We start from the raw sequence: 20,658 nt of genomic DNA on the forward strand, positions 1-20,658 counted from the left end.
TCGGAGCACAGGACGTGCTCGAACCCGATCTCGAAGGAGGGGCACGACCATGGGTAAGCACCACAGCACGGCCCACGCGATCCAGCTCGACGGGCACGGTGCCGTCGCGCGCGACCGCTCCGACCGACTGGCGTACGCCGGCCGTGCGGCGGCGGTCGCGGGGATCGCCGGGATCGGCCTGGTCGCCGCGACGGGCTCCGCGCTGGCCTCGACCGGGGAGCAGCAGGGCCATCCCGACCGCGGGCACGTGGACTGCGACGCCGGGCAGCACTCCGGTGCCTCGGACCGCGGGCACGGCTCGTCGCACGAGCGCGGTGCGTCGCACGCGAGCGGCTCCAAGCACGAGGGCAGCTCCAAGCACGAGGGCGGCTCCAAGCACGAGGGCAGCTCCAAGCACGAGGGCAGCTCCAAGCACGAGAGCGGCTCCAAGCACGACGGTGGTCACCGCGGGTCGGCCATCACCGACGTCACCACCTCGGTGACCAACCTGGTCGGCGGCAACGGCGGAGCCGGTGGCGCGGGCACGGGCGGAGCCGGCGGCAACGGCGGCTCGGCCGTCGGGGGCCAGGGCGGGATCAACGTCCTGTCCGGGAGCAACCTGGCGCTGCTGGGCGACTCCGCGCCGAGCAAGAACTCCTCGTCGGGCGGCGACGCCCAGGCGAACGGCGGCTCCGGCGGGCACGGGACCGGCGGTTCCGGCGGGAGCGGGAAGCTCGTCGCCGCCGACGGCTGATCACGCTCCAGGTCACTCGCGCCGCCCGGGCCGACGCCCGGGCGGCGCGGGTCGTCCGTCAGGCGGGTCCCCGAGTCGCCTCGGGTGCCCCTGCCGTCTCCAGGGCGATCGCCGTCACCACGTGCGTCCCGTACACCGTCCAGCGTCCGTGGAACTCCGACACCGTGCCGCCGTCGACGACCGGGCCGGGCACGAGTAGTTCCGCGCGGAAGGTGCCGTCGGGGCTCGGCGTCAGGACGGCCTCCTCGAAGCCCAGCCAGCGGCCGGTCAGCGGGAACCAGGTCTTGTAGACCGATTCCTTGGCCGAGAACAGCAGCCGGTCCCAGTGCACGTCCGGGTGCTCGGCCGCGAGGGCGGCGAGGACCTCCCGCTCCCCCGGCGACGACACCGCGCCGAGCACGCCGTCGGGCAACGGCCCGTGCTGCTCGGCGTCCACCCCCAGCGACCGGACGTCCGCCGTTCGCGCCACGGCCGCCCCGCGGAAGCCGGCCGTGTGCGTGATCGACCCGACCACGCCGTCCGGCCACACGGGCGACCGCTTCTCCCCCACCGGCACCGCCTCGGCGGGCGCGCCGAGCGCCGCCAGGGCCTCGCGGGCGCAGGACCGGGCGGTGGTGAACTCCGCGCGGCGTGTGGCCACGGCCTTCGCGACGGCGGGTTCCTCGTCCGGGTGCAGCGGGCCGGCGCCCTCGTCGTCGAACCGCACGGCCGTGACGACGGTCGCCGGCAGGACGTCCGCGAGCGGGTTCACCGCGCCGACTCCCACCGGGCGCCGTGGTCGAGGGCCCAGGCGGTGAACGGGTCGGGGACCTCGGGCTCGGGGGCGGGGAGGATCTGCCGCAGCGGGCCGCGCACCAGGTCGTGGCGCTGCCACTCGCGCGGGTAGCCGACCGACACCTCCTCGAAGCGGACCCCGTCCTCCCAGGTGGTCCGCGGGAGGTGCAGGTGGCCGTAGACGACGGCCGCGGCGTCGTACTCGACGTGCCAGCGGGCGGTCTCGGTGGTGCCGCACCACAGGGAGAACTCGGGGTGGCGCAGCACGCGCAGCGGCAGCTCGGTCAACGGCCAGTGGTTGATCAGGACCGTCGGCATCCCGGCCGGGCGCTCCGCGAGGCGGCGCCGGGTCTCGACGAGGCGTTCGGCGCACCACGCCGCGGGGCCGGGGTGCGGCCGGGAGGCCATGAGGAACTCGTCGGTGCAGACCACGCCGGCCTCGCGGGCCGCGTCGAGGGCGTCCGCGGTGGACATGGCGGCCATATCGGGGCGGACCCGCCACGAGTAGTCGTAGAGCAGGAACATCGGGCAGACCAGGTGGCCGTCGAACACCGGCCACTCGTCCTCCGGCGTCAGCACCCCGAGGGACCGGCACAGCTCGACGAGGTGGTCGTAGCGCTCCGGCCCGACGAGCTGGACGTCGTCGCCCGGCGGGGTCCACAGGTCGTGGTTGCCGGGGACCCAGAGCACCAACGCGAACCGCTCGGCGAGCAGCGACAGCGCCCACCGCACGTCGGACACCTTGTCGGCGACGTCGCCCGCGACGATCAGCCAGTCGCCCGGGTCGGTCGGGTGCAGTTCCCGCACGACCGCTTCGTTTCCCGAGCGGTTCACGTGGAGGTCGCTCGTGGCGAGCAGACGGGGGGTCATCGGACGATCACTCTAGCCGCGCCGCGTCGCCCGGAGTTCGCCATGATGAGCCCGTGCCCCCGCGCCACCTGACCAGCCTGCCGATCCCGCAACGCCTGCGGTCGGCGATGGCGGAGACGGACTACGACCGCGCCGGCCTGCTCGAGGGACTCACCGGGGACCAGCGTCGCATCCGGGTCGAGGTGCTGTCGGCCCTCGCGGCCGACGGCGTCGGGGTCGAGACGATGCGGGAGGCCATCGAGCGCGACCGGCTCGGGCTGCTGCTGATCGAGCGGACCCTCTCCCCCGAGGACGGCTGGTCGATGGCGGGGATCTGTGCGCACACCGGGCAGGACCCGGAGATCGTGTCGAAGTGGTTCCGGGCGTTGGGCCGTCCCGTCTCCACGGACCCCGACGAGGAGATGTACACCGACGAGGACGCCGAGATCGCGGCACGCATCGAGCGCTACCGGGCCCTCGGGTTCGGTGACGAGGAGATGCTGCCGGTCGTCCGGGCGATCGGGCGTGGCGTCTTGAACATGGCCGACGCGCTCGGCGGACTGCTCGGCGAGGCGCTGCTGGCCGCGGGTGAGCCGGAGCCGGAGATGGCCCTGCGCTACGCCATCGAGGCCCGCCGCCTCGCCGAGGAGGACATGCTCCACCTCACCCACCTCGTCTCCGTGGCCCTCGCCGACAAGATCCGCTCGCACGCGCTCGCCATCGAGGAGTCCACCGCCGGTCGGCTGCAGGGCGCCCAGGAGGTGTCGGTCTGCTTTGCCGACCTCGTCGGGTTCACCGACCTCGGGGAGAACGTGTCGGCGGCGGAGCTCTCCGAGGTGGCCGAGCAGCTCTCGGCCTGCGCCACCGACATCGCCCAGCGCCCGGTCCGCCTCGCGAAGACCATCGGCGACGCGGTGATGCTCGTGTCCTCCGACCCGACGGCACTCGTCCGGGCCGCGGTGGAGCTCGCGCGCCGCTGGTCGGACGCCGACGACGGCCGCCCGGACGTGCGGGTGGGGGTCGCGAGCGGGATCGGGGTGCCGCACGCCGGCGACTGGTACGGCCCGCCGGTCAACCTCGCCTCGCGGGTCACGACGACCGCCCGGCCGGGACAGGTGGTGGTGACGGCCGCGGTGCACGACGCGGTGGTGGCCCGCGGCGCCGACGAGACCGAGTTCCGCTGGCGGGTCGCCGCACCACGGCGGTTCAAGGGCATCCGGGGGGCGCAGCGCCTCTACCGGGTCAGCGCGGCGTCCTGAGCGGGAGGGCCGACACGGAGGCCGACGAGGTGCCGGGGTCGGCGGCGGTCCGCTCCCCAGCGACCGCCGCCGACCCGGGCAGTCGGCGTTCCCCGAACACCGACACCAACCGTCCGTCGGTGAGGAAAGAGTGAGGCACGGACCACGCGTTCGTCCAGCACGAACCCTCGATCACCACATGAGTTCACCCGGTGGAGTGCTACGTCGAGGGCTTGCGGGCGTGCTCCCCGGCCCGCAGCCGGAGCAGGTTCACCGTGACGCCCATCGTGAGGACCACGCCGACGATGAACAGCACGAAGCCCACGGCGGGCGCGGAGCCGGTGAGGACGAGCACGAGACCCGCGATCAGGAGCACGGCGGCGAGCACCCAGCCGCCGACGAGCAGCCGCATCGGCGTCGTCCGCAAGCGTGCCGCGAGGCGTTCCACCATGGCCGGAGTCTATCGACGCGCTCAGGCCGCGAGACGGAGATCGTCGAGCCAGGAGACGACCGTGCGCGCGGCGAGCGCCCGCACGGGGCCGAGCAGGGCGCGCAGCTGCTCGGCGACGCCGAGCGTCCCGGCCCGGTCGAGGTGCCCCCGCTGGAGCTGCTCCGCGAGGGCGACGACCTGCGCACGACGGTCCGCGGCGAGGTCGTCGAGCGACTCCACGTTGGCCAGCACCGAGCGCGCGGCGACCCGCGCCTGCTCGCTCGTCCGGTGCTGATCGTGCACAACCGGGACGTTACGTAAAGTACATCGATGTCACTCTGTGCGTCCGCGTCGAGCGGTCGATCGGCGCGCCCGACGGTCGTCCGCCCTGGTCAGGAGCACACGTTCGCCCGAGTCCGGACCCTCCTGGTAACCACGACGTCGTGACCCGTCCAGATCTCGACGACGCCCGGGCCGCCGTCGCCGACCACGCCCGCCGCCTCGTCGCCGACCGTCTCGTGGCCGGGACCGCCGGCAACCTGTCCGTGCGGGTGGGCGACCTGGTCGCGGTGACCCCGTCCGGCGTCGCCTACGACTCCATGACCGCCGAGGACGTCGTCGTGGTCGACCTGGGCGGGACACCCGTCGTCGGGACCCTCGAGCCGACGAGCGAGCTGCCGCTGCACCTGCTCTGCTACACCCGCCATGGTGCCTCGGCCGTGGTGCACACGCACTCCGCCGCGGCCGTCGCGCTCTCCCTGCTGCGCGACGACGTCCCCCTCGTGCACTACCAGACCGCGACCTTCGGCGGTGCCGTCTCCGTCGCCGAGTACGCCCCGTACGGCACCGACGAGCTGGCCGCGAACACCTCGGCCGCGCTCACCGACCGCACCGCCGCGGTGATGCGCCATCACGGCACGATCGTGCTCGGCGGCACGCTCCGCGCGGCCTACGACGGGGCGGCGCACCTCGAGTGGCTGTGCGACGTGTGGTTGCGGGCGTCCGCGGTCGGGACCCCGCGGCTGCTGTCCACCGAGCAGGTCGCGGACGTCGTGGAGCGGCTGCGGGGCTACGGGCAGCGCTAGGGTCGCCGCTGTGCGGACGGCCCTCCGGTACGCCGCGCCGGGCCTGCTGGCCGCGGTGATGCTGCTCGCCGCCACCCTGCTCGACGACCGCGCGGTGCTCTTCCCCGAGGCCGTCGCCCTCGGCTACGGGCTCTGGACGCTGCGCCGCGGGGCGTGGGCGGCGCCCGTGGGCCTGGTCGGGGTCCCGACGGCGGGTGCGGTGCTGGGCGTCGTCGCGGCCGCGTTGCCGGGGCCGTGGTGGTGGCGGGCCGCGGCGGCGCTCGGGGCGATGGTCCTCGTCCTGCACCTGGCGCGCAGCCCGCTGATCCCGGCGGTCTCGGCCGCCGTCCTGCCCGTGGTGTTCGACCTGCGCGGGTTCGGCTACGTGCTCGCCGTCGCGGTGTGGTGCGCGGTGCTGGCCGTCAGCGTGTGCCGGGTGCGTGCTCCGCGGACGCCCGCGTGGCCGGGCGGCCGGCTGGCCGCGTTCGTCGCCGCCGCGGCGGTCTGGATCGCCGCCGTCGGCCTGGCCGGGCTGCCGCCGCTGCTCAGCGCTCCTCCACTGCTGGTGGCGGGACTGGAGTTCGCGGCACGGGGCGGCCCGCCGGTCTCGTGGTCGGCCGCCCGGCGGATCGCACTCATGGGCGTGGCGGGGTGGTCGGCGCGGTCGCCGCGGGCCTTCCCGGCCCGACGTGGCTCGCGGGCGGCCTCGGCGTGGTGCTCGTCGTCGGGCTGGCGGCCCTGGTGCGCGAGCCGTTGACCCCCGCCGCGGCGCTGGTCCTCGTGCCCTTCGTGGCGGGACGCCCGACCCGCTGCTCGTCGCCGGTGCGTTCACGGCGGGCGGGCTCGTGCTGACCGTGGTGCCCGCGGCGCTGGTCAGAGCAGGAGGACGGCGGCGAGGAAGGCGAGCAGCAGGATGACCGCCACGACGAGGACGGCGGTGGAGCCGACGCCCCCGCGCGGCCGGCTCGGCGACCGGCCGGCGTCGTGCGCCGACGAGCCCGGGGTTCCGGCGGCGCCGGTGCTGTAGTTGGTGAAGCTCTCGCCACCCGTGCCTGGTGCGCCGGTCATCGCTGCGACACTACGTGGAGATCCGTCTGCGTGTCCGGACGAGCGCGGCGGGTGACGTGACCCGATCGTGTCCGGATGATTGCCACGCAAGGCCCGTTGCCTGCGATGACGAGACGTGACCGCACGCGGATCGCACGTCCCCTTCTGGCCCGGTATGCCGACGGCCCGGGCGATCGCGGCCGACGCGGGCGCGCACGGCGTCGGCACGCAGCACGTCCTCCTCGCGTTGCTCCGGCGGCGCGCGGCCGACGCGGTCGCGGTCCTCGACGCGGGCGGGGTCGACGAGGGCGCCGTCGCCGCGGCACTGGGCGCCGTCGCGGGGACCGGGTGCCGCACCGGGGCGGTGCCCACGGAGCGGGTGACGGTGTCGCCACGCGTGCTGGCCCTCGTCCGTGCGGCGGGCCGTCCGGACGGCGGGACCGGGCCGGTGAGCGACCTGCAGCTCCTGCGCGCCCTGCTCGCCGACAACGAGCCCTCCCTCGCCCGGCTGCTCCTCTCCTCGCTCGGCGCGCTGCGGCGGATCGACCGGGCACTGCAGGACGCCACCGTCCGGGTCGACGACACGAGCGGAGGTCTGGTCGACGCCTGAGCGGCCGCCAAGTGAGCCGACAAGGGAGCGCCTGCAGCAGCGCGGGCCGGGCCCCTCGGCCGGTTCGGCGTCGACCCCGGAGGCGATGGACGGGGAGGCGGCGCGACTGGCCGGGACCGCCGGCCTCGCCGGTGCCGTGCTCGGATGGTTCGACCTGCCGCACGGGGGCCCGTCCTGGACGGCCTTCCGTCCCGAGCAGCGGCAGGGCTTCCGCGACCGGGTGGCCGCGGCCCAGGCGACGCTGCGTTCGACGGCGACCTCCTGGACCGATCGGGCCGCGTCGGCACGCGCGCAGATCGAGGCGGCCAGGGTGGCCGAGGAGAACCGGGTCAGGGCCGAGGCGGAGGCCCGCGCCCGGGCCGAGGCCGAGGCGCGGCGGGCGGAGGCCGCGGCCCGGGAGGAGCAGCGTCGGGTCGCCGCGGCCGAACGCGCGGAGCAGCGGCGCCTCGACGCCGCCGCCGAGCCCCGTCGGGCGTCGTCGAGCTCGGGATCGACCTCGGGTTCGGGGTCGAGCTCGGGATCGTCGTCGGGCGGCTCGGGGGCCTACCCGGGCTACACCGGACCGCGCTGCTACGCCCCGGGCGGCAAGACCTGGCGTCCCTGCTAGGTCCGTGACCGGCGTGTGTGGTGCACGGAACCCGTGCACCACACACGGCGGTCGGCGACCTACGCCGGCCGGAGCGCCACCATGTTCATCGCCACGCCGCGCAACACCGCCCGGTCGTCGTCGGTGAGCACCTCGACCGCGGTCCGCACGATCCCGCGGTCGGGCTTGGACCGCGAGACGCGGGACTCGACCACCGTGGTCCGCAGCCGCACCGGCTCGTCGGGACGCAGTGGCGCGGGCCAGCGCAGCTCGTCGACCCCCGGCGAGGCGAGGCTCGCCACCGCCGAGATGTAGTGCGAGCAGTACATCCGCATCATCAGACCGGCGGTCTGCCACCCGCTCGCGATGAGCCCGCCGAAGGGGCCGGTCGCGGCCCACTCGGGGTCGGTGTGGAGGCGCTGCGGGTCGTACTGGCGGCCGAACGCGACGATCTCGTCGCTGCTCACCGCGAGCTTCCCGTACTCGTAGGTCTCGCCGACGACGTAGTCGGCGAACCACCGGTCGTCGATCGGCGCGCGGAAGTCCGTCGGGCTCAGCACCTCGGTCACGCGGCGATCATGGCACCGACCGGTACTCCGGGCCGTCCTCGCCGGCGCGCCAGATCACGAGGCGCCGCGCCACGATCTTCAGCGCCACGGAGAACGTCTCCCGCCAGGCCGCGAACGACTGCTCACCGAGCCGGTCCGCGTACTTCGCCGCGAACGCGTCCTCGCCGACCGGGCGGTCGTCGAACTCCGCGACCCCCTCGAGCAGCACGACGTCGGTGCCGTCCGCCGCCGTGTCCAGGTGCAGCGCGACCGCGGGGTCGCGGCGCAGCTGCCCGAGCTTCACCGTGTCCGGCCGGCTGAACACGGTGACGGCCGGATCGGACCAGCGGAACCACACCGGCACCGCGTGCGGTCGGCTCGTCGCGAGCCAGATGACCGGCTCGGTGTGCAGGCGTTCGTGGGCGTGGGCGAGCAGCGGGTCACCCGGGTCGAGCAGCATCGCCGGTCCTCCCCGTCGTCGTGGGTGGAGGCGCTGTATGCCCGATCCGGGTCGGTCGGCTCACCACTCCGGGGTCCCGGAACCCGCGGGGTCGACCAGCTCGACCAGCGACGCGACCTGCCGGGCGACCGGCAGCGTCGCCGCCGACACCCCGATCACCCGGCAGCCCGCCGTCGCGGCCGCGAGCACACCCGGTGCCGAGTCGTCGAGTGCCACGCACTCCCCCGGCAGCAGCCCGAGGCGCCGCGCCGCCGCCTCGTAGACGTCGGGCGCGGGCTTGGGCGCCATGCCCGCCTCGAGCCCGACGACGGCGACGAACGCGTCGCCCAGCCCGAGCGCGATGAGCTGCTCGCCGACGAGGTCGGTCGGGCTGTTCGACGCGACGGCCAGCGGGACCGCGAGCGAGCGCACCAGCGTGGCCGCCCCGGGCATCAGCCGGACCTGGTCGATCCGCGCGCGGTAGGCCTCCAGGATCTCCTCGCGCGTCACCTCCCGCCCGGCCCGCTCCCCGAGCCGCCCCAGCGTCGCGTCGGTGTCGAGGCCGTGCAGCGCGCGGTCGTCGTCCTCGGTCCACCCGGGCGCGACCGCGGCCGCGGCGGCCCGCCAGACCGGCGCGGTGTCGGCGAGCAGGCCGTCGAAGTCGAACAGGACGCCCCTCACGGGGCGACCACGATCAGCGCGATCAGCGAGTGGCCGACCCCGAGGCCGGGGGCCGCCCCGTGCTCGAGCGAGCAGAGGTCCGCCGCCAGCACCCGCCGTCCGGACGACGTCCGCCCGAGGGCCGCCTCCTGCTCGACGGCGCGGTCGAGCCGCGCGTTCCACAGCGCGGCGAAGGCGGCGAAGAAGGTGAGGACCTCGTCCGGGGCGGGGCCCGACGGCGGGTCGAGGCGGAGGTCGGTGAGGTCGACCGCCGTGTCGCCGTCGTAGAGGGCGTTGACGAGGCCGCGGTAGTCGGGCAGGCCCGGGCGGAAGGCGCCGGTGGAGGTATGGCGGCCGACGGTGACGGCGCGGTCGTGGAACTCCAGCGCGGCCAGCGGGACGTCGGCCTCGAGGACGGCCGCGTCGATCGACCACCGGCTGTGGGTGCTCATCGGCGCGGCGACCGGGTCGTCCCCCGCGCCCTGGAAGAAGGACATGCGGTAGTCCCAGCGCTCGTCGTCCCAGTGCGTCGGCCACTCCGGGGACCAGCGTCCGAGGGTGTCGACGACGACGGCGGTGGGCCGGTCCTGGCGTGCGGCGGCGCGGAGGAGGCGGACGAGGGTGGTGCGGAAGTCGTCGTGGTCCAGGTGCGACCAGGGGGCGCCGGCCGAGAGCCAGAGGTCGGGCGCGAGGTCGAGGTCGTCCCGGACGTCGGCCTGCACGAAGCGGACGCCCGCGCGGTCGGCGTGGGTGCTGCTCGCGGTCGTGACCATCTCCGGGTCGGGGTCGATGCCCGTGTAGTCGAGCGGGCGGTCGGTGGCGGCCTGCAGCAGCGCGAGGCCGTCGCCGGTGCCCGACCCGACGTCGACCACCCGCACCGGGTCGCCCTCGACGAACCCGAGGGCGCGGGCCAGGATGCGGTGGTTGACCGGCTCCTCCCAGAACCGCTTCACCGGGTCGCGGCGGCGCGGCGAGAGGTAGTGGGCGGACGCTCCCGCGTAGGAGGTGGTCATGATCCACATGGTGCCCCCGATCGACGCGACAAGGATGTCTCCGTGACCGACGACCCGTACGCCTTCGCCGACTCGACCTGGATCGACGCGAGCCCGCACCACGTCTACGACGTGGTCTCGGACGTGACCCGCCACGGCGAGTGGAGCGAGTTCACCCGCTCGTGCGAGTGGGAGGACGCTGCCGGGCCCGTGGTCGGGGCGCACTTCACCGGCCACAACTCGCGTCCGGGGCGCGACTGGTCGACCCGCAGCGAGGTCATCGCGGCCACCCCGGGTGAGGAGTTCGCCTGGGAGGTCCGCGACGGCTTCGTCCGGTGGGGCTTCACGATGGCGTCCGAGCGGGGCGGCACGCGCCTGACCGAGAGCTGGGAGTTCCGGCCGGCGGGCCGGGCCTGGGTACGGGAGACCTTCGGCGAGGACGGGATCACGCTGCGCGTGAACGACGCGCGCACGTCGATCCCGGCGACCCTCGAGCGGATCAGGAAGGTCATCGAGGGCTGATCCGACCGCCGACGCCGAACTCGTTGCCGTCCGGGTCGCGGAAGATCGCCTTGCGGACGCCGTTCTCGTAGGTCTCGACCGTGGTCGGGGCCGTCCCGGCCGTCGTCAGGAACGCGTCGAGGTCGTCGAGGAAGACCGTCGCGTGCGAGTGCCCGGCCCGGTCCGGCGCGCGCTCGACGTAGACGAACCGGTCCTCGGCGATCTCCCAGACCGCCTCCTCGTCGTTCGGGCGCATCACCGGGTCCGCCCCGAGCAGGCGCGAGTACCAGGCGACCGCGGCGTCGAGGTCGGAGACCCAGAAGCCGGCGAAGAGAGCGGGCGGCACGCCGCCATCCTGCCCCGACCCGGCGTCAGGAGGGCTCCAGATCCAGTCCCTTGACGAGCCACGCCGTCGCGAACGCGAACACCGCGACCGACTCGAGCCAGAGCAGGAAGCGGATGGCGTCGCGGGTCGCGTCGTCCAGCACGAACCCGCCGACCAGGGCGACGACCAGCGCCACCACGATGATCACGCCGCACACCCGGAACAGCACGCGGCGCCCGCGGGGGACGGTGTTGGCCGCGGCGCCCGGGTCGCGCGGGAACAGGAACAGACAGAAGACGGCCATGCCGACGAAGAAGACGGCGGCGGCCGTGAGGTGCAGGCCGCCGACGAGGCGCTGGAGCGTCGTGGGGTCGACCGGGGTGGTCGGGCACAGCCCGACGACCGCCGCCGCCACCCCGGCGACGATGCCGACCCGGCGTTCCCACACCCCGTAGCGGTAGGTCACGAGGAACACCGCGAAGGCGATCTGGGCGCCGACGAAGATGTTCGCCGAGTAGGTGAAGTAGTACGCGCTGATCGAGCTCTGGACCGAGTCCCGGAACGCCGGCGCCACGCGCGTGCCGTTCGCCGCGTCGACGACGAGCGCCCACGTCCAGTTGAAGAGCACGACCAGCACCGGCAGGGCGAACCCGACCGTGCCGACGAGCCGCCGTTGCAGCAGGTGCGAGCGGATGAACCAGCGGTCCTCGAGCCAGTCCGACACCGCGAAACCCGCCACGGACGATCATCGTGCCAGGGCGGCCACCAGATCGGGGTGATGGGCGGCCGCGACGTCGGGGTGGGCCCGCAGACGCGCCTTCAGCAGGTTGTCGCCGAAGGTGCCGGAGATGACGTTGTCGGGGTCGGCCGTGACGCCCCGGGCGCGCGCCGCGAGCTCCGGCGGCAGCTCGACGCGCGGCACCGTGGAGTCCAGCGCGGGGTTGAAGAAGAACGGGATCGACAGCCGCGTCTCGCCCGGCGGCGGGGACTCCACGCGGTGCACGGTCGCCTTGAGGTAGCCGTCGGTGGCGAACTCCAGCAGCTCGCCGATGTTGACGACGAACGCGCCGGGCACGGCGGGCGCGTCGACCCACGCCCCGTCGCGCTCCACCTGCAGGCCACCCTTGCCCGGCTCGATCATGAGGAGCGTGAGCACGCCCGGGTCCTGGTGGGCGCCGACGCCCTGGCCCCGCTCCTCCCGGCCCGGGTAGCGGATCAGCTTGATCAGGGTCGACGGGCGGTCGCCGAACAGACCGTCGAACCGGTCGGCCGGGCCGCCGAGCGAGAGCGCCCAGGCCGCCATCAGCCGCTGCGCGACGACGGTGCAGCGCCGCTCCCAGTCGGTGAACACCTCCCGGAGCTCGGGCTGGGCCTCCGGCCACAGGTTGGGGCCCTCGAGGCGCATGTAGGCGGGCGCGTCGGGGTCGTCCCAGGTCGACCGCTCGGCGCCGAGGTCGATCTGCTCGCGCCAGTCGACCTGCCCGCGGGTCAGCTCGCCGCCGGTGCGCGTGTAGCCGCGGAAGTGCGGGCTGCGCAGCATCTCGACGGACCGCTTGGCCTCGTCGGGCAGTGCGAAGAACCGCTCCGCGGCGGCGAAGGCGCCGGCGACGACGTCGTCGGGGATGCCGTGGCCGGTGAGGTAGCAGAACCCGACGTCGTGGGTCGCCTCGCGCAGGTCGGTGCGGAAGGCCTCCGCCGCGGGGCCGCCCCGGTCGAGCTGCGCCAGGTCGAGGATCGGCAACGCGCTCATGGCCGACAGTATCCGTGACCGGGAGGAGGGCGTCTGCTCCACTGGGCCCGTGACCGACCACGCGGGTGCCGCGCACCCCTTCCTGCGCGGGCCCGACGTCGCCGACCGCGTCGCGCGGCTGCTGCAGGGCATCTCCTCGCGCGCCTCGGAGATCGAGGCGGACATCGCGTGGGCCACGCAGACCGCGGGCGACGAGGACACCGCGCGCCGTCTCGGTGCGCTGCTCGCGCGCTGGTCGGCGACCGTCGGGGCCTACGAGCAGGCGAGCATGAGCCTGCAGCTGTGGGCCTCGGCCAGCGCTCCCGGTCCGGACGCGGCCGGCTCCCGGGTGCCCGACGACACGGCGCGCACCGCGCTGGCCGCCGTCGAGCGGCTCGAGGCGACGACGCTGACGCCGCGCGTGGTCGGGATGCGCGAGGACGCGGTGGCGGCCGCACCCCTGCTCGACGCCTCGACCGGGACGGCCGGGCCGCGGACGGTCGCGCTCGGGCCGGGCGACCGCGTCTTCACCCTCCGCGCCGCGGGCCCCTACCCCGGGCACGTCCAGGACGACGTCCACCGGCTCGCCGACGAGCTCGTCTCCCAGTCGCGCGGGGCGCTGAGCCTCGGCCTTCCCGACGGCGGGTCGGTGCCGGTCACGGTGTCCGTGCGTCCCGGAGCGCCCGCCGACGAGCTCGATCCCGTCGCCGACCACGTCGTCGAGGGCAGCATCACCGCCCCCGAGGGCCTGCTCGTCCTCGAACGTGTCGGGGCGCCGGCCCTGCGGGTGCAGGTGCCGATCGGGGTCTGGCGCGTGCGGGCAGCGATCGCGCGCACCGACGACGCGACGTCCTGGGACCTCGTCCTGTGGCGCGGCCGGAGCCTGCCCGACGCCGTGGTGCTGCGGCAGGCGTCGGGCGCAGGGGTCCGGGAGACCGCTCAGGCCACGATGAGGACCAGCCCGTAGAGCACGATCAGCGCCGCGACGCCGAGGCAGATCACCCCGACCGCGGTCCCGGCCGCCGGCGACAGGGCGGGCGCCGGGCCGTCGGCGCGCGGCGCCCGGGCGGCGAGCCCGACGATGCCGAACGAGACCAGCGCCGTCACGGCGATCGCGGCCGCGAACGACACCACGGCCACGAGCCCGAGGGACCCCCACGCGATCGTCATGCCTGCGCCACCTCACGCTGCTCGCCCGGGGCCGCCGGCGCCGGGACGTCGTTGACGTTGTCCGCCGTCACCGGCGTGCGGCGCGACGCCGCGTAGATGCCGATCGCCACGGCGATCGCGACGACCGCCACGAGGACCGTCCCGACGACGCCCTGGGACGCCGCGAACGCCGCCACCGCCCCGACCAGCGCCGCGGCGGGCAGCGTCAGGATCCAGGCGACCGCCATCTGGCCGGCGACGCCCCACTGCACGCCGGCGATGCGGCGTCCCGCGCCCGCGCCGAAGATCGCGCCCGTGGCGACCTGCGTCGTCGAGAGCGCGAAGCCGAGGTGGGCCGAGGCGAGGATGACCGCGGTCGTCGAGGTCTCGGCGGCGAAGCCCTGCGGTGTCCGGATGTCCGACACCCGCGTGCCGAGCGTGCGGATGATGCGCCAGCCGCCGAGATAGGTTCCCAGGCCGATCGCCAGACCGGCCGAGAGGATGACCCAGAGCGGCGGGCCGGAGTTCGGCGCGAGCACGCCGGCCGCGATGAGGGTCAGCGTGATGACGCCCATCGTCTTCTGGGCGTCGCTGGTGCCGTGCGCGAGCGCGACGAGCGACGCCGACACGATCTGGCCGCCCCGGAAGCCCTTCGTCACGGCCTCCTCGTCGGCCCGCTGCGTGCTCCGGTAGGCGATGACCGTGCCGACCAGGGCGATGACGCCCGCGAGCACCGGGGAGATCACCGCCGGCAGGAGGATCTTCGAGAGCAGCGTCGAGAAGTGGACCGCCCCGGTGCCCGCCGCCACGAGCACGGCGCCGATGAGGCCGCCGAACAGCGCGTGCGAGGAGCTCGACGGCAGCCCGAGCAGCCACGTGAGCAGGTTCCACAGGATGGCGCCGACGAGGCCGGCGAAGATGACGTACGGGTTGATCTTCGTCTCGTCGACGAGCCCGCTGGAGATCGTCCTCGCGACCTCCACCGACAGGAACGCGCCGACGACGTTCAGCACGCCCGCGATGAGCACCGCGACCTTGGGCCGCAGGGCCCCGGTCGCGATCGAGGTCGCCATGGCGTTCGCGGTGTCGTGGAAGCCGTTGGTGAAGTCGAACGCCAACGCCGTCACCACGACGACGACGACGATCAGGGACCACTGCATGCCATCGACGCTAGGCAGCGTCGGCCGCCCGGTGCCGCACACGAGGTTGAACGGCGGATGAACAACGATCATCCGCCCCGTGAACGCCGCCGGAAACCTCCCGGTTCGTGCCTCAGCGACCGTTTCCGGTGCCGCTGCCGGCCGAGCGTCCCGGGGCCGCGGGCTGGTGACCGGGGGTCGGGGAGCCCGACGAGGGGGCGACCTTCTCCTTCGCGACGTTGACCGCCGCGTGCACGGCCTCCCCCGCCTTCGCCTGCGCGACCCCGGCCGCCGCCTGCACCTGGGGGTTGTCGGCGACCCGGCGGTAGGCGCGCGAGAGCTGCTCGTAGCGCTCCCGCCCCGCACGGGTTCCCAGCACGTAGCCCACGCCCACACCCAGCGCGAACGGCAGCAACTTCATGTCCGGATCCTCCCGACGACGGCGTTGACCCATCCTGCCTGACGGCCCCGGATCCCCGTCAGGTACGGTCTACGACGAGAGCGGAACGGACGCCGAGCCGGGCCGCAGACGGTCCTCCTTAGCTCAATCGGCAGAGCATGCGACTGTTAATCGCAGGGTTACTGGTTCGAGTCCAGTAGGAGGAGCACTTCCCCCGGTCAGGGCCTTCACGGCCCGGCCAGGATCACGCGGCGGACGGTCGGCGCGAGGCCGCTCAGGCCCGGCCGAGCTTCTCCGCGATCCCCTCCGCGAGGGTGCGGACCTCGTCCGCGTCGGTGCCGGGATCGGGGCGCACGTGCACCTCGATCCCCTCGGGCGTGCGGCGCTGGACGAACCAGGCGCCGCCGCTGGGGAGGTCGTGGTGCTGGCGGGTGGTGATGACGCCCGTGACCCGCCGGTGCACGGTCTCGGGCAGGCGCCCCGGGTCGGGCAGCGCCAGGCGCACGGGGGCGGCGTCGGCGAGGACGACCACGGAACCGTGTCGCCCCGACACGGTCGCCTCGACGACCGAGAGCGCCCCGTTGGCCCACGTCGCCTTCGAGATCAGGTGCCAGGGGACGCGGCGGCCGCCGAACCACAGGCCCAGGTCGGTCGCGAGCACGACGTCCCCCGCGCGGGTGCGGGCGTCCGCGAGCACCCGCTCCTCGTCCTCGAGCGTGCCGGTGAAGCCGTCGGGAATGATCTCGCGGCCCAGCAGGACCGAGGCCAGGCGTTCGCGCAACCTCACGCCGACCACTGCCCGCCGATCGCCTGGTCGCGCAGCGCCTTCTTGTACTGCTCCAGCGCGACCAGGTCACCGAACAGCTCGTGGTACTCGTCGGCGTCGGTGACCGGCGAGATGCGCTGCAGCCGGGACTTGATCTCCGCGACCTGACGCTCCACGAGCGCGCCCTGCAGGGCGGTGAGCATCGACGACACGTAGCGGTGGTCGTCGGCCTCGCGGGACTGCATCGGCTCGACGGCGAGCTCGGCCACCAGCCGCCCGTACGACGGCGGGGTCATCGCCTCGGTCACCGCGGCCACCCACGACGCCCCGGAGTACCCGCTCGACGTGCCCCCGGCCGCGAGGATCGCGCGGTGCACGGCGAGGTAGCCCTCGTGGGAGAACGCGTCCTCGGGCAGCGTGTCGAACACCGGGCCGGCGAGCGCCGGCACCTGCAGCGCGGATTTCAGCACCTCGCGCTGCACCCGCAGCCGCGGGTCGTCGCGCGGCGGCAGCGCAGGACCCTCGGGAGCGGCCTGCTCGACCGGCCGCACCCGCCGTCGGGAAGAGCCCTGGCGCTGGTCCGCGGGCTGGCCCGCGGTCTCGCGCACCCGGCGGACGACCTGCGCCTCGTCGGCCCAGCCGGTCCAGCCCGCGAGGCGGCGCGCGTACCCGTCGCGCAGCTCGACCTGGCGGATCTGGGCGACCAGCGGGACGCAGCGCTTCAGCGCGGCGGTCTGCCCCTCGACGGTGCCGAGGTCGTACTCGTCGAGGATCGAGCGGATGGCGAAGGTGAACAGCGGCGCACGGCGGGCGACGAGGTCGCGCACCGCGGTGTCCCCCTTGGCCTGGCGCAGCTCGCAGGGGTCCATGCCGTCGGGCGCGGTGGCGATGAAGGTCTGGGCGGAGAACTGCTGGTCGCCGTCGAACGCCTTGAGCGCGGCGGCCTGGCCCGCGGCGTCGCCGTCGAAGACGTAGATGACCTCGCCGCGGTCGAACGAGTCGTCGAGCAGCAGCCGGCGCAGCACGGCGACGTGGTCCTCGCCGAAGGCGGTGCCGCAGCTCGCGACGGCCGTCGGCACGCCGGCGAGGTGCATCGCCATGACGTCGGTGTAGCCCTCGACGATCACGGCCTGGCGGGACTTCGCGATGTCGCGCTTGGCCTTGTCGAGCCCGAACAGCACCTTCGACTTGTGGTAGACGGGCGTCTCGGGGGTGTTGAGGTACTTGGCCTCGATGCGGTCGTCGTCGAAGAGCCGCCGGGCGCCGAACCCGACGACGTCCCCGCCGAGATCGCGGATCGGCCAGAGCAGGCGGCGCTGGAACCGGTCGCGGTGGCCGCGCTGGCCGGGCACCGACAGACCGGCCTTCTCGAGCTCGTCGAGCGTGTAGCCGAGCCCGAGCAGGTGCTTGGTCAGCTTCTCCCAGCCGCCCGGGGCGAACCCGCAGCCGAACTGCTCGGCCGCGGCCTGGTCGAAGCCGCGCTCGGCGAGGAACTCCCGCGCCCGCTGGGCCTCCCCCGGCGCGCGCAGCTGCTCGGCGTAGAACTCGGCCGCGGCCTTGTTGGCGGCCAGCAGCCGGGAGCGCGTCCCGCGGTCGCGCTGGACGCTGGATCCGCCGCCCTCGTAGGTCAGCCGGTAGCCGACCCGGTCGGCGAGCTTCTCGACCGCCTCGACGAACCCCAGCTGGTCGATCTGCATGAGGAAGTCGATGGCGCTGCCGTGCGCCCCGCAGCCGAAGCAGTGGTAGGTGTTGTGGCTGGTCCGCACCTGGAACGACGGCGACTTCTCGTCGTGGAACGGGCAGAGACCCTTGAGCGACCCCGGCCCCGCGGGCCGCAGCGCCACGTAGTCGCCGACCAGCTCGTCGATGCGGTTCCGGTCGCGCACCTCCGCGATGTCGGAGTCCCGGATCCGTCCTGCCACGCCCGGCAGTTTACGACGACGGGTGGGGTGGCCGGGGGCGGCTCGGATCAGTCGCCCGAGGACGCCGCGGCCACCCCTCGCAGCGCGAGCCGGTCGAGCACCAGCAGGGCACCGCGCGGACCGAGCTCCCGCGGCACCGTCCAGCGCCGCACCTCGCCCGGCTGGGCGAAGACGAGCGTGGACAGGGGCCACCGGGTCCCGCGGGAGTCGACCAGCTCGCGCTCGAGCAGCAGGAAGCGACGGCCGCCCACCTCGACGTGGTCGCGCTCGGCGAGGAGCGCACCACGCCGGAGCGACATCGGCTCGGCCGTCGTCGCGAGCCCGCCCTGCACGGGCTTCAGGCGTGGCGTGTCGCTGGGACCGTCGCAGTTCGGGCGCCAGGTGCCGACGTCCCGGCCGTCCCACACCACCCCGGCCTCCCGGCCCGCCCACCACACCTCGAGCGTCACGGGCTCCCCGTCCCCGGCCGCGGACCCGGCGAGCCACGCCGCCTCCTCCGCGCGTCGCTCCCGCCGTCCCGCGCGGACGCCGAGGACCGTGAGGACGGTCAGAGCGACGACCGCGGCCGCGACGACCACGACGGACAGGACGACCTGGAGCACGATGTCACTCTAGGTAGCATCGAGCAGGTCGACGATGGGCCGTTCGAGCGACCCGTCGTCGGGGGCTACGAGCCGAACGCGCCCATGCGCTCGACGATGACCCGGTCGATCTCGCCGTCGGCCACCGTGGCGCCGTCGCCGTCGACCGCCGAGACCGAGAAGGAGAGGCGGCCCTTCTCGTCGGGGCCGCCGGTGAGCTTCGCGGTGGTGGTGATGGTGCCGCCGACGCGGGTGGGACGACGGTGCTTGACCCGGACCGCCGTCCCGACGGTGGTCTGGCTCTCCGCGAGCTTCGGGCGGGCCGCCTCGACGGTGGCCGCCTCGAGCCAGGCGATGAGTCGAGGGGTGCCGAGCACGGGAACGTCGCCGCTCCCGAGGGCCTGCGCGGTGTCGTCCTGGGTCACCTCGTACGTCACCGGACCGACCCTACGGGCCGGAGGTGCCTGGCGGCCCGTGAGCACTTCCGACGGTCATCGCCGTCGGAAGTGCTCACGGGTGCTCACATGTCCGGCGCGTCCGCGTTCGACGGCGTCGTCTTCTGCGTCGTGATGTGGTCGTAGTTGCGCTTGATGTACTCACCGGCCCGGACCGCGAGGGCGCCGATGGTCGAGGTCGGGTTGACCGCGCCGCCGGTGGTGAGCGTCGACCCGTCCACGACGAACAGGTTCGGCAGGTCCCACGTCTGGCACCACTTGTTGAGCACCGAGTCCTGCGGATTGTTGCCCATCCGGCAGGTGCCCATGAGGTGCCAGGCCGGCGGCGGGTAGAGCACGCCGGTGTCGTTGGTCTCCACCGCGCCGACCGCCCGCGTGGCCTCGAAGATCTTCTCGATGCCGTACTTCGCGAGCGCGATGTCGTTCGGGTGCAGTTCGTAGTTCACGTGCGCTGCCGGGATGCCGTCGGAGTCGGTGACGGTCGGGTCGAGCGTCACCGCGTTCGTCTCCACCGGCAGGTCCTCGCCGAACATGAACACCATGAGGTGGTTGGCGAAGTGGTTGGAGAAGAAGTCGCGGTGCTCGTTCCCCCACGGCGCCGTGTACCCGGTGTGCGTGCCCATCGCGGCGTAGGACGGACCGAACGAGCGCGCCACCTGCATGCCGAATCCGTTGACGAATCCGCGGTCCATGTCGGTGTGGTAGAACTCGTGCGAGTACATCGGCGAGCCGAACGAGCCCTTGAATCCCTCGACGGGCTCGTCGAACCACGAGTCGCAGAAGGCGAAGACGTGGTGCATCAGGTACTTGCCCACCAGGCCGTTCGAATTGGCCAGGCCGTTCTCGTGGCCCTTCTGCGCACTCGCGAGCAGCATGCGGGGCGAGCCGATCCCGTTGGCCGCGAGCACCACGATCTTCGCGCGGATCTCGTGGCGGTTCCCCGTGTTGCGGTCGATGTAGACCGCGCCGGTGGCCTTGCCGCCCTCGGCGGTGATCGTCTCGACGCGCGCCATGGTCCGCAGGTCGACGCCGGCGCGGACGTTGTAGGGCCAGTGCGCGTGCGCCGGGGTGGACAGCGAGCCGGTCGGGCTGCCGGAGAGCTCGTTGCCCATGCCCACGTCGGCCTCGCGGTTCTCGCGCGGCCGGGTGATCACGGCGTTGTCGCTCGGCCACCAGTGCCAGCCGAGGTCGCGGGAGGCCTTCGCGTACTTCAGACCGAGCTTGCCCGGCAGCACCATCGGGTCGCGCTGGGCGTTCTTGCGGTCCGGGTACGAGGGGTCGCCGATGAGGCCGGAGATGCCGTAGATCTCGTCGTTGCGGTCGTAGAACGGCGCCAGGTCCTCGTAGGAGATCGGCCAGTCGATCGTGCCCTCGAGGCCGTGCTCGGTGCCCTTGCGGAAGTCGACCGGCTTGTAGCGCGGCCAGTGGCCGGCGTAGTGCACCGTCGAGCCACCGACGTTGTTCATCATGTACGGCGTCGTGGTCCCGGTGACCGGATAGTCCTCGGGCAGCTGGCGCACGTTCGGGTCGTAGGCCCACCCGCGCTGCTTCTCGATCTCCCACTCGTCGTGGTAGTGGGGATGCTCCGGAGCGGTGACCCACGGGCCCTGTTCGAGGCAGACGATCTTCGCGCCCGTGTCCTTGAGCTCGTAGGCGACGCCGGCCCCACCCGGTCCGGCGCCGATGATCAGGACGTCGACTTCTTCGTAGCTGGCCATGGG

The 20,658-nt window shown here is 74.1% G+C and carries 28 protein-coding genes and 1 tRNA gene; 9 read left to right on the plus strand and 20 right to left on the minus strand.

Annotated features, from left to right (window positions below):
• The first annotated feature begins 49 nt into the window (after positions 1-49).
• Positions 50-733, plus strand: a complete 684-nt coding sequence (locus LN037_RS32495) for a hypothetical protein (protein WP_255693999.1) — start codon at positions 50-52, stop codon at positions 731-733.
• Positions 734-791: 58 nt separating this feature from the next.
• On the opposite strand, the gene LN037_RS12650 is transcribed toward LN037_RS32495, so the two are convergent.
• Both LN037_RS12650 and LN037_RS12655 read right to left on the minus strand, forming a co-directional pair.
• Positions 792-1,484 carry a 4'-phosphopantetheinyl transferase family protein gene (locus tag LN037_RS12650; RefSeq protein ID WP_308286139.1) on the minus strand — a complete coding sequence of 231 codons (693 nt, stop codon included), beginning with the start codon at positions 1,482-1,484 and terminating at the stop codon, positions 792-794.
• Positions 1,481-2,377 carry a metallophosphoesterase family protein gene (locus LN037_RS12655; protein ID WP_230752896.1) on the minus strand — a complete coding sequence of 299 codons (897 nt, stop codon included), beginning with the start codon at positions 2,375-2,377 and terminating at the stop codon, positions 1,481-1,483. Before LN037_RS12655 ends, LN037_RS12650 begins: the two co-directional genes overlap by 4 nt.
• Positions 2,378-2,430: 53 nt before the next feature.
• Between LN037_RS12655 and LN037_RS12660 the strand changes: the two genes are divergently transcribed.
• Positions 2,431-3,615, plus strand: a complete 1,185-nt coding sequence (locus LN037_RS12660; RefSeq protein ID WP_230752899.1) for an adenylate/guanylate cyclase domain-containing protein — start codon at positions 2,431-2,433, stop codon at positions 3,613-3,615.
• A gap of 199 nt (positions 3,616-3,814) precedes the next feature.
• Here the strand turns inward: LN037_RS12660 and LN037_RS12665 are convergent, their stop codons facing one another.
• The gene (locus LN037_RS12665) at positions 3,815-4,045 is read right to left on the minus strand and encodes a hypothetical protein (protein WP_230752901.1); all 231 of its coding nucleotides are present in this window, start codon (positions 4,043-4,045) and stop codon (positions 3,815-3,817) included.
• A gap of 21 nt (positions 4,046-4,066) precedes the next feature.
• Positions 4,067-4,327, minus strand: a complete 261-nt coding sequence (locus LN037_RS12670; RefSeq protein ID WP_230752903.1) for a hypothetical protein — start codon at positions 4,325-4,327, stop codon at positions 4,067-4,069.
• Positions 4,328-4,467: 140 nt separating this feature from the next.
• Between LN037_RS12670 and LN037_RS12675 the strand changes: the two genes are divergently transcribed.
• Both LN037_RS12675 and LN037_RS12680 read left to right on the plus strand, forming a co-directional pair.
• Entirely contained in the window at positions 4,468-5,109 is a 642-nt protein-coding gene (locus LN037_RS12675; protein ID WP_230752905.1) for a class II aldolase/adducin family protein, read from the plus strand.
• A 10-nt stretch (positions 5,110-5,119) separates the two neighbouring features.
• Complete coding sequence (locus tag LN037_RS12680; protein ID WP_230752906.1) at positions 5,120-5,845, plus strand: hypothetical protein; 726 nt, start codon at positions 5,120-5,122, stop codon at positions 5,843-5,845.
• A gap of 116 nt (positions 5,846-5,961) precedes the next feature.
• Here LN037_RS12680 and LN037_RS12685 read toward each other — a convergent pair whose 3' ends face one another.
• Entirely contained in the window at positions 5,962-6,156 is a 195-nt protein-coding gene (locus tag LN037_RS12685; RefSeq protein WP_230752909.1) for a hypothetical protein, read from the minus strand.
• 115 nt (positions 6,157-6,271) lie between these two features.
• On the opposite strand from LN037_RS12685, the gene LN037_RS12690 reads away from it, so the two are divergent.
• The gene (locus tag LN037_RS12690; RefSeq protein WP_230752912.1) at positions 6,272-6,745 is read left to right on the plus strand and encodes a hypothetical protein; all 474 of its coding nucleotides are present in this window, start codon (positions 6,272-6,274) and stop codon (positions 6,743-6,745) included.
• Between the two features lie 85 nt (positions 6,746-6,830).
• The gene (locus LN037_RS12695; protein WP_230752915.1) at positions 6,831-7,352 is read left to right on the plus strand and encodes a hypothetical protein; all 522 of its coding nucleotides are present in this window, start codon (positions 6,831-6,833) and stop codon (positions 7,350-7,352) included.
• A gap of 59 nt (positions 7,353-7,411) precedes the next feature.
• Here the strand turns inward: LN037_RS12695 and LN037_RS12700 are convergent, their stop codons facing one another.
• Genes LN037_RS12700 through LN037_RS12715 form a run of 4 tightly spaced genes read right to left on the minus strand, consistent with a single transcriptional unit; the run spans position 7,412 to position 9,991 of the window.
• Positions 7,412-7,900 carry a MaoC family dehydratase gene (locus tag LN037_RS12700; protein ID WP_230752917.1) on the minus strand — a complete coding sequence of 163 codons (489 nt, stop codon included), beginning with the start codon at positions 7,898-7,900 and terminating at the stop codon, positions 7,412-7,414.
• A gap of 7 nt (positions 7,901-7,907) precedes the next feature.
• Positions 7,908-8,339, minus strand: coding sequence for a pyridoxamine 5'-phosphate oxidase family protein (locus tag LN037_RS12705; protein WP_230752920.1), 432 nt, complete (start codon positions 8,337-8,339; stop codon positions 7,908-7,910).
• Between the two features lie 60 nt (positions 8,340-8,399).
• Positions 8,400-8,999: an HAD family hydrolase gene (locus LN037_RS12710; protein WP_230752923.1), complete on the minus strand. Its 600-nt coding sequence runs from the start codon at positions 8,997-8,999 to the stop codon at positions 8,400-8,402.
• The gene (locus LN037_RS12715) at positions 8,996-9,991 is read right to left on the minus strand and encodes a class I SAM-dependent methyltransferase (protein WP_230752925.1); all 996 of its coding nucleotides are present in this window, start codon (positions 9,989-9,991) and stop codon (positions 8,996-8,998) included. The genes LN037_RS12710 and LN037_RS12715 overlap by 4 nt, the downstream gene beginning before the upstream one ends.
• Before the next feature lie 42 nt (positions 9,992-10,033).
• Here LN037_RS12715 and LN037_RS12720 point away from each other — a divergent pair, with 42 nt between their 5' ends.
• Positions 10,034-10,492: an SRPBCC family protein gene (locus tag LN037_RS12720; RefSeq protein WP_230752927.1), complete on the plus strand. Its 459-nt coding sequence runs from the start codon at positions 10,034-10,036 to the stop codon at positions 10,490-10,492.
• Here the strand turns inward: LN037_RS12720 and LN037_RS12725 are convergent.
• From LN037_RS12725 to LN037_RS12735, 3 genes are read right to left on the minus strand one after another with little or no spacing between them, the layout of a single operon-like run.
• Positions 10,479-10,817, minus strand: a complete 339-nt coding sequence (locus LN037_RS12725; protein ID WP_230752930.1) for a VOC family protein — start codon at positions 10,815-10,817, stop codon at positions 10,479-10,481. The two genes, LN037_RS12720 and LN037_RS12725, sit on opposite strands and share 14 nt — an antisense overlap.
• 25 nt (positions 10,818-10,842) lie before the next feature.
• A complete protein-coding gene (locus tag LN037_RS12730) occupies positions 10,843-11,535 on the minus strand; it encodes a DUF998 domain-containing protein (RefSeq protein WP_230752932.1) in 693 nt (230 codons plus the stop codon).
• A 6-nt stretch (positions 11,536-11,541) separates the two neighbouring features.
• Positions 11,542-12,546 carry an isopenicillin N synthase family dioxygenase gene (locus LN037_RS12735; RefSeq protein ID WP_230752933.1) on the minus strand — a complete coding sequence of 335 codons (1,005 nt, stop codon included), beginning with the start codon at positions 12,544-12,546 and terminating at the stop codon, positions 11,542-11,544.
• A 49-nt stretch (positions 12,547-12,595) separates the two neighbouring features.
• Here LN037_RS12735 and LN037_RS12740 point away from each other — a divergent pair, with 49 nt between their 5' ends.
• Positions 12,596-13,492: a hypothetical protein gene (locus tag LN037_RS12740; protein ID WP_230752934.1), complete on the plus strand. Its 897-nt coding sequence runs from the start codon at positions 12,596-12,598 to the stop codon at positions 13,490-13,492.
• Here LN037_RS12740 and LN037_RS12745 read toward each other — a convergent pair.
• The 3 genes from LN037_RS12745 to LN037_RS12755 all read right to left on the minus strand — a co-directional run bounded on the left by LN037_RS12745 (position 13,465) and on the right by LN037_RS12755 (position 15,234).
• Positions 13,465-13,695 (minus strand): hypothetical protein, encoded by a 231-nt coding sequence (locus LN037_RS12745; RefSeq protein WP_230752938.1) that lies wholly within the window; start codon positions 13,693-13,695, stop codon positions 13,465-13,467. The genes LN037_RS12740 and LN037_RS12745 overlap by 28 nt on opposite strands.
• Entirely contained in the window at positions 13,692-14,834 is a 1,143-nt protein-coding gene (locus LN037_RS12750) for an inorganic phosphate transporter (RefSeq protein WP_230752941.1), read from the minus strand. Before LN037_RS12750 ends, LN037_RS12745 begins: the two co-directional genes overlap by 4 nt.
• A 112-nt stretch (positions 14,835-14,946) precedes the next feature.
• Positions 14,947-15,234, minus strand: coding sequence for a hypothetical protein (locus tag LN037_RS12755; RefSeq protein WP_230752944.1), 288 nt, complete (start codon positions 15,232-15,234; stop codon positions 14,947-14,949).
• Between the two features lie 112 nt (positions 15,235-15,346).
• On the opposite strand from LN037_RS12755, the gene LN037_RS12760 reads away from it, so the two are divergent.
• Positions 15,347-15,419: transfer RNA gene (locus tag LN037_RS12760), tRNA-Asn, on the plus strand.
• 68 nt (positions 15,420-15,487) lie between these two features.
• Here LN037_RS12760 and LN037_RS12765 read toward each other — a convergent pair.
• From LN037_RS12765 to LN037_RS12785, 5 genes are all read right to left on the minus strand, one after another.
• A complete protein-coding gene (locus LN037_RS12765) occupies positions 15,488-16,000 on the minus strand; it encodes a hypothetical protein (RefSeq protein ID WP_230752946.1) in 513 nt (170 codons plus the stop codon).
• Positions 15,997-17,901 carry a DNA primase gene (dnaG, locus tag LN037_RS12770; RefSeq protein WP_230752948.1) on the minus strand — a complete coding sequence of 635 codons (1,905 nt, stop codon included), beginning with the start codon at positions 17,899-17,901 and terminating at the stop codon, positions 15,997-15,999. Before dnaG ends, LN037_RS12765 begins: the two co-directional genes overlap by 4 nt.
• A 47-nt stretch (positions 17,902-17,948) precedes the next feature.
• A complete protein-coding gene (locus tag LN037_RS12775) occupies positions 17,949-18,503 on the minus strand; it encodes a hypothetical protein (protein ID WP_230752949.1) in 555 nt (184 codons plus the stop codon).
• A gap of 65 nt (positions 18,504-18,568) precedes the next feature.
• A complete protein-coding gene (locus LN037_RS12780) occupies positions 18,569-18,919 on the minus strand; it encodes a thioesterase family protein (protein ID WP_230752951.1) in 351 nt (116 codons plus the stop codon).
• 83 nt (positions 18,920-19,002) lie between these two features.
• The gene (locus LN037_RS12785) at positions 19,003-20,655 is read right to left on the minus strand and encodes a GMC family oxidoreductase (protein WP_230752953.1); all 1,653 of its coding nucleotides are present in this window, start codon (positions 20,653-20,655) and stop codon (positions 19,003-19,005) included.
• Positions 20,656-20,658 lie beyond the last annotated feature (3 nt).

It is taken from the genome of Actinomycetospora soli (assembly GCF_021026295.1).
GTDB lineage: Bacteria > Actinomycetota > Actinomycetes > Mycobacteriales > Pseudonocardiaceae > Actinomycetospora > Actinomycetospora soli.

Excerpts from the sequence above, each read along its gene's own strand:
- LN037_RS12735 (WP_230752933.1), bottom strand. The coding sequence starts at position 12,546 with ATGAGCGCGTTGCCGATCCTCGACCTGGCGCAGCTCGACCGGGGCGGC.
- LN037_RS12785 (WP_230752953.1), bottom strand. The coding sequence starts at position 20,655 with ATGGCCAGCTACGAAGAAGTCGACGTCCTGATCATCGGCGCCGGACCG.
- LN037_RS32495 (WP_255693999.1), top strand. The coding sequence starts at position 50 with ATGGGTAAGCACCACAGCACGGCCCACGCGATCCAGCTCGACGGGCAC.
- LN037_RS12655 (WP_230752896.1), bottom strand. The coding sequence starts at position 2,377 with ATGACCCCCCGTCTGCTCGCCACGAGCGACCTCCACGTGAACCGCTCG.
- LN037_RS12745 (WP_230752938.1), bottom strand. The coding sequence starts at position 13,695 with ATGACGATCGCGTGGGGGTCCCTCGGGCTCGTGGCCGTGGTGTCGTTC.
- LN037_RS12685 (WP_230752909.1), bottom strand. The coding sequence starts at position 6,156 with ATGACCGGCGCACCAGGCACGGGTGGCGAGAGCTTCACCAACTACAGC.
- LN037_RS12705 (WP_230752920.1), bottom strand. The coding sequence starts at position 8,339 with ATGCTGCTCGACCCGGGTGACCCGCTGCTCGCCCACGCCCACGAACGC.
- LN037_RS12715 (WP_230752925.1), bottom strand. The coding sequence starts at position 9,991 with ATGACCACCTCCTACGCGGGAGCGTCCGCCCACTACCTCTCGCCGCGC.
- LN037_RS12750 (WP_230752941.1), bottom strand. The coding sequence starts at position 14,834 with ATGCAGTGGTCCCTGATCGTCGTCGTCGTCGTGGTGACGGCGTTGGCG.
- LN037_RS12755 (WP_230752944.1), bottom strand. The coding sequence starts at position 15,234 with ATGAAGTTGCTGCCGTTCGCGCTGGGTGTGGGCGTGGGCTACGTGCTG.
- LN037_RS12665 (WP_230752901.1), bottom strand. The coding sequence starts at position 4,045 with ATGGTGGAACGCCTCGCGGCACGCTTGCGGACGACGCCGATGCGGCTG.
- LN037_RS12695 (WP_230752915.1), top strand. The coding sequence starts at position 6,831 with ATGGACGGGGAGGCGGCGCGACTGGCCGGGACCGCCGGCCTCGCCGGT.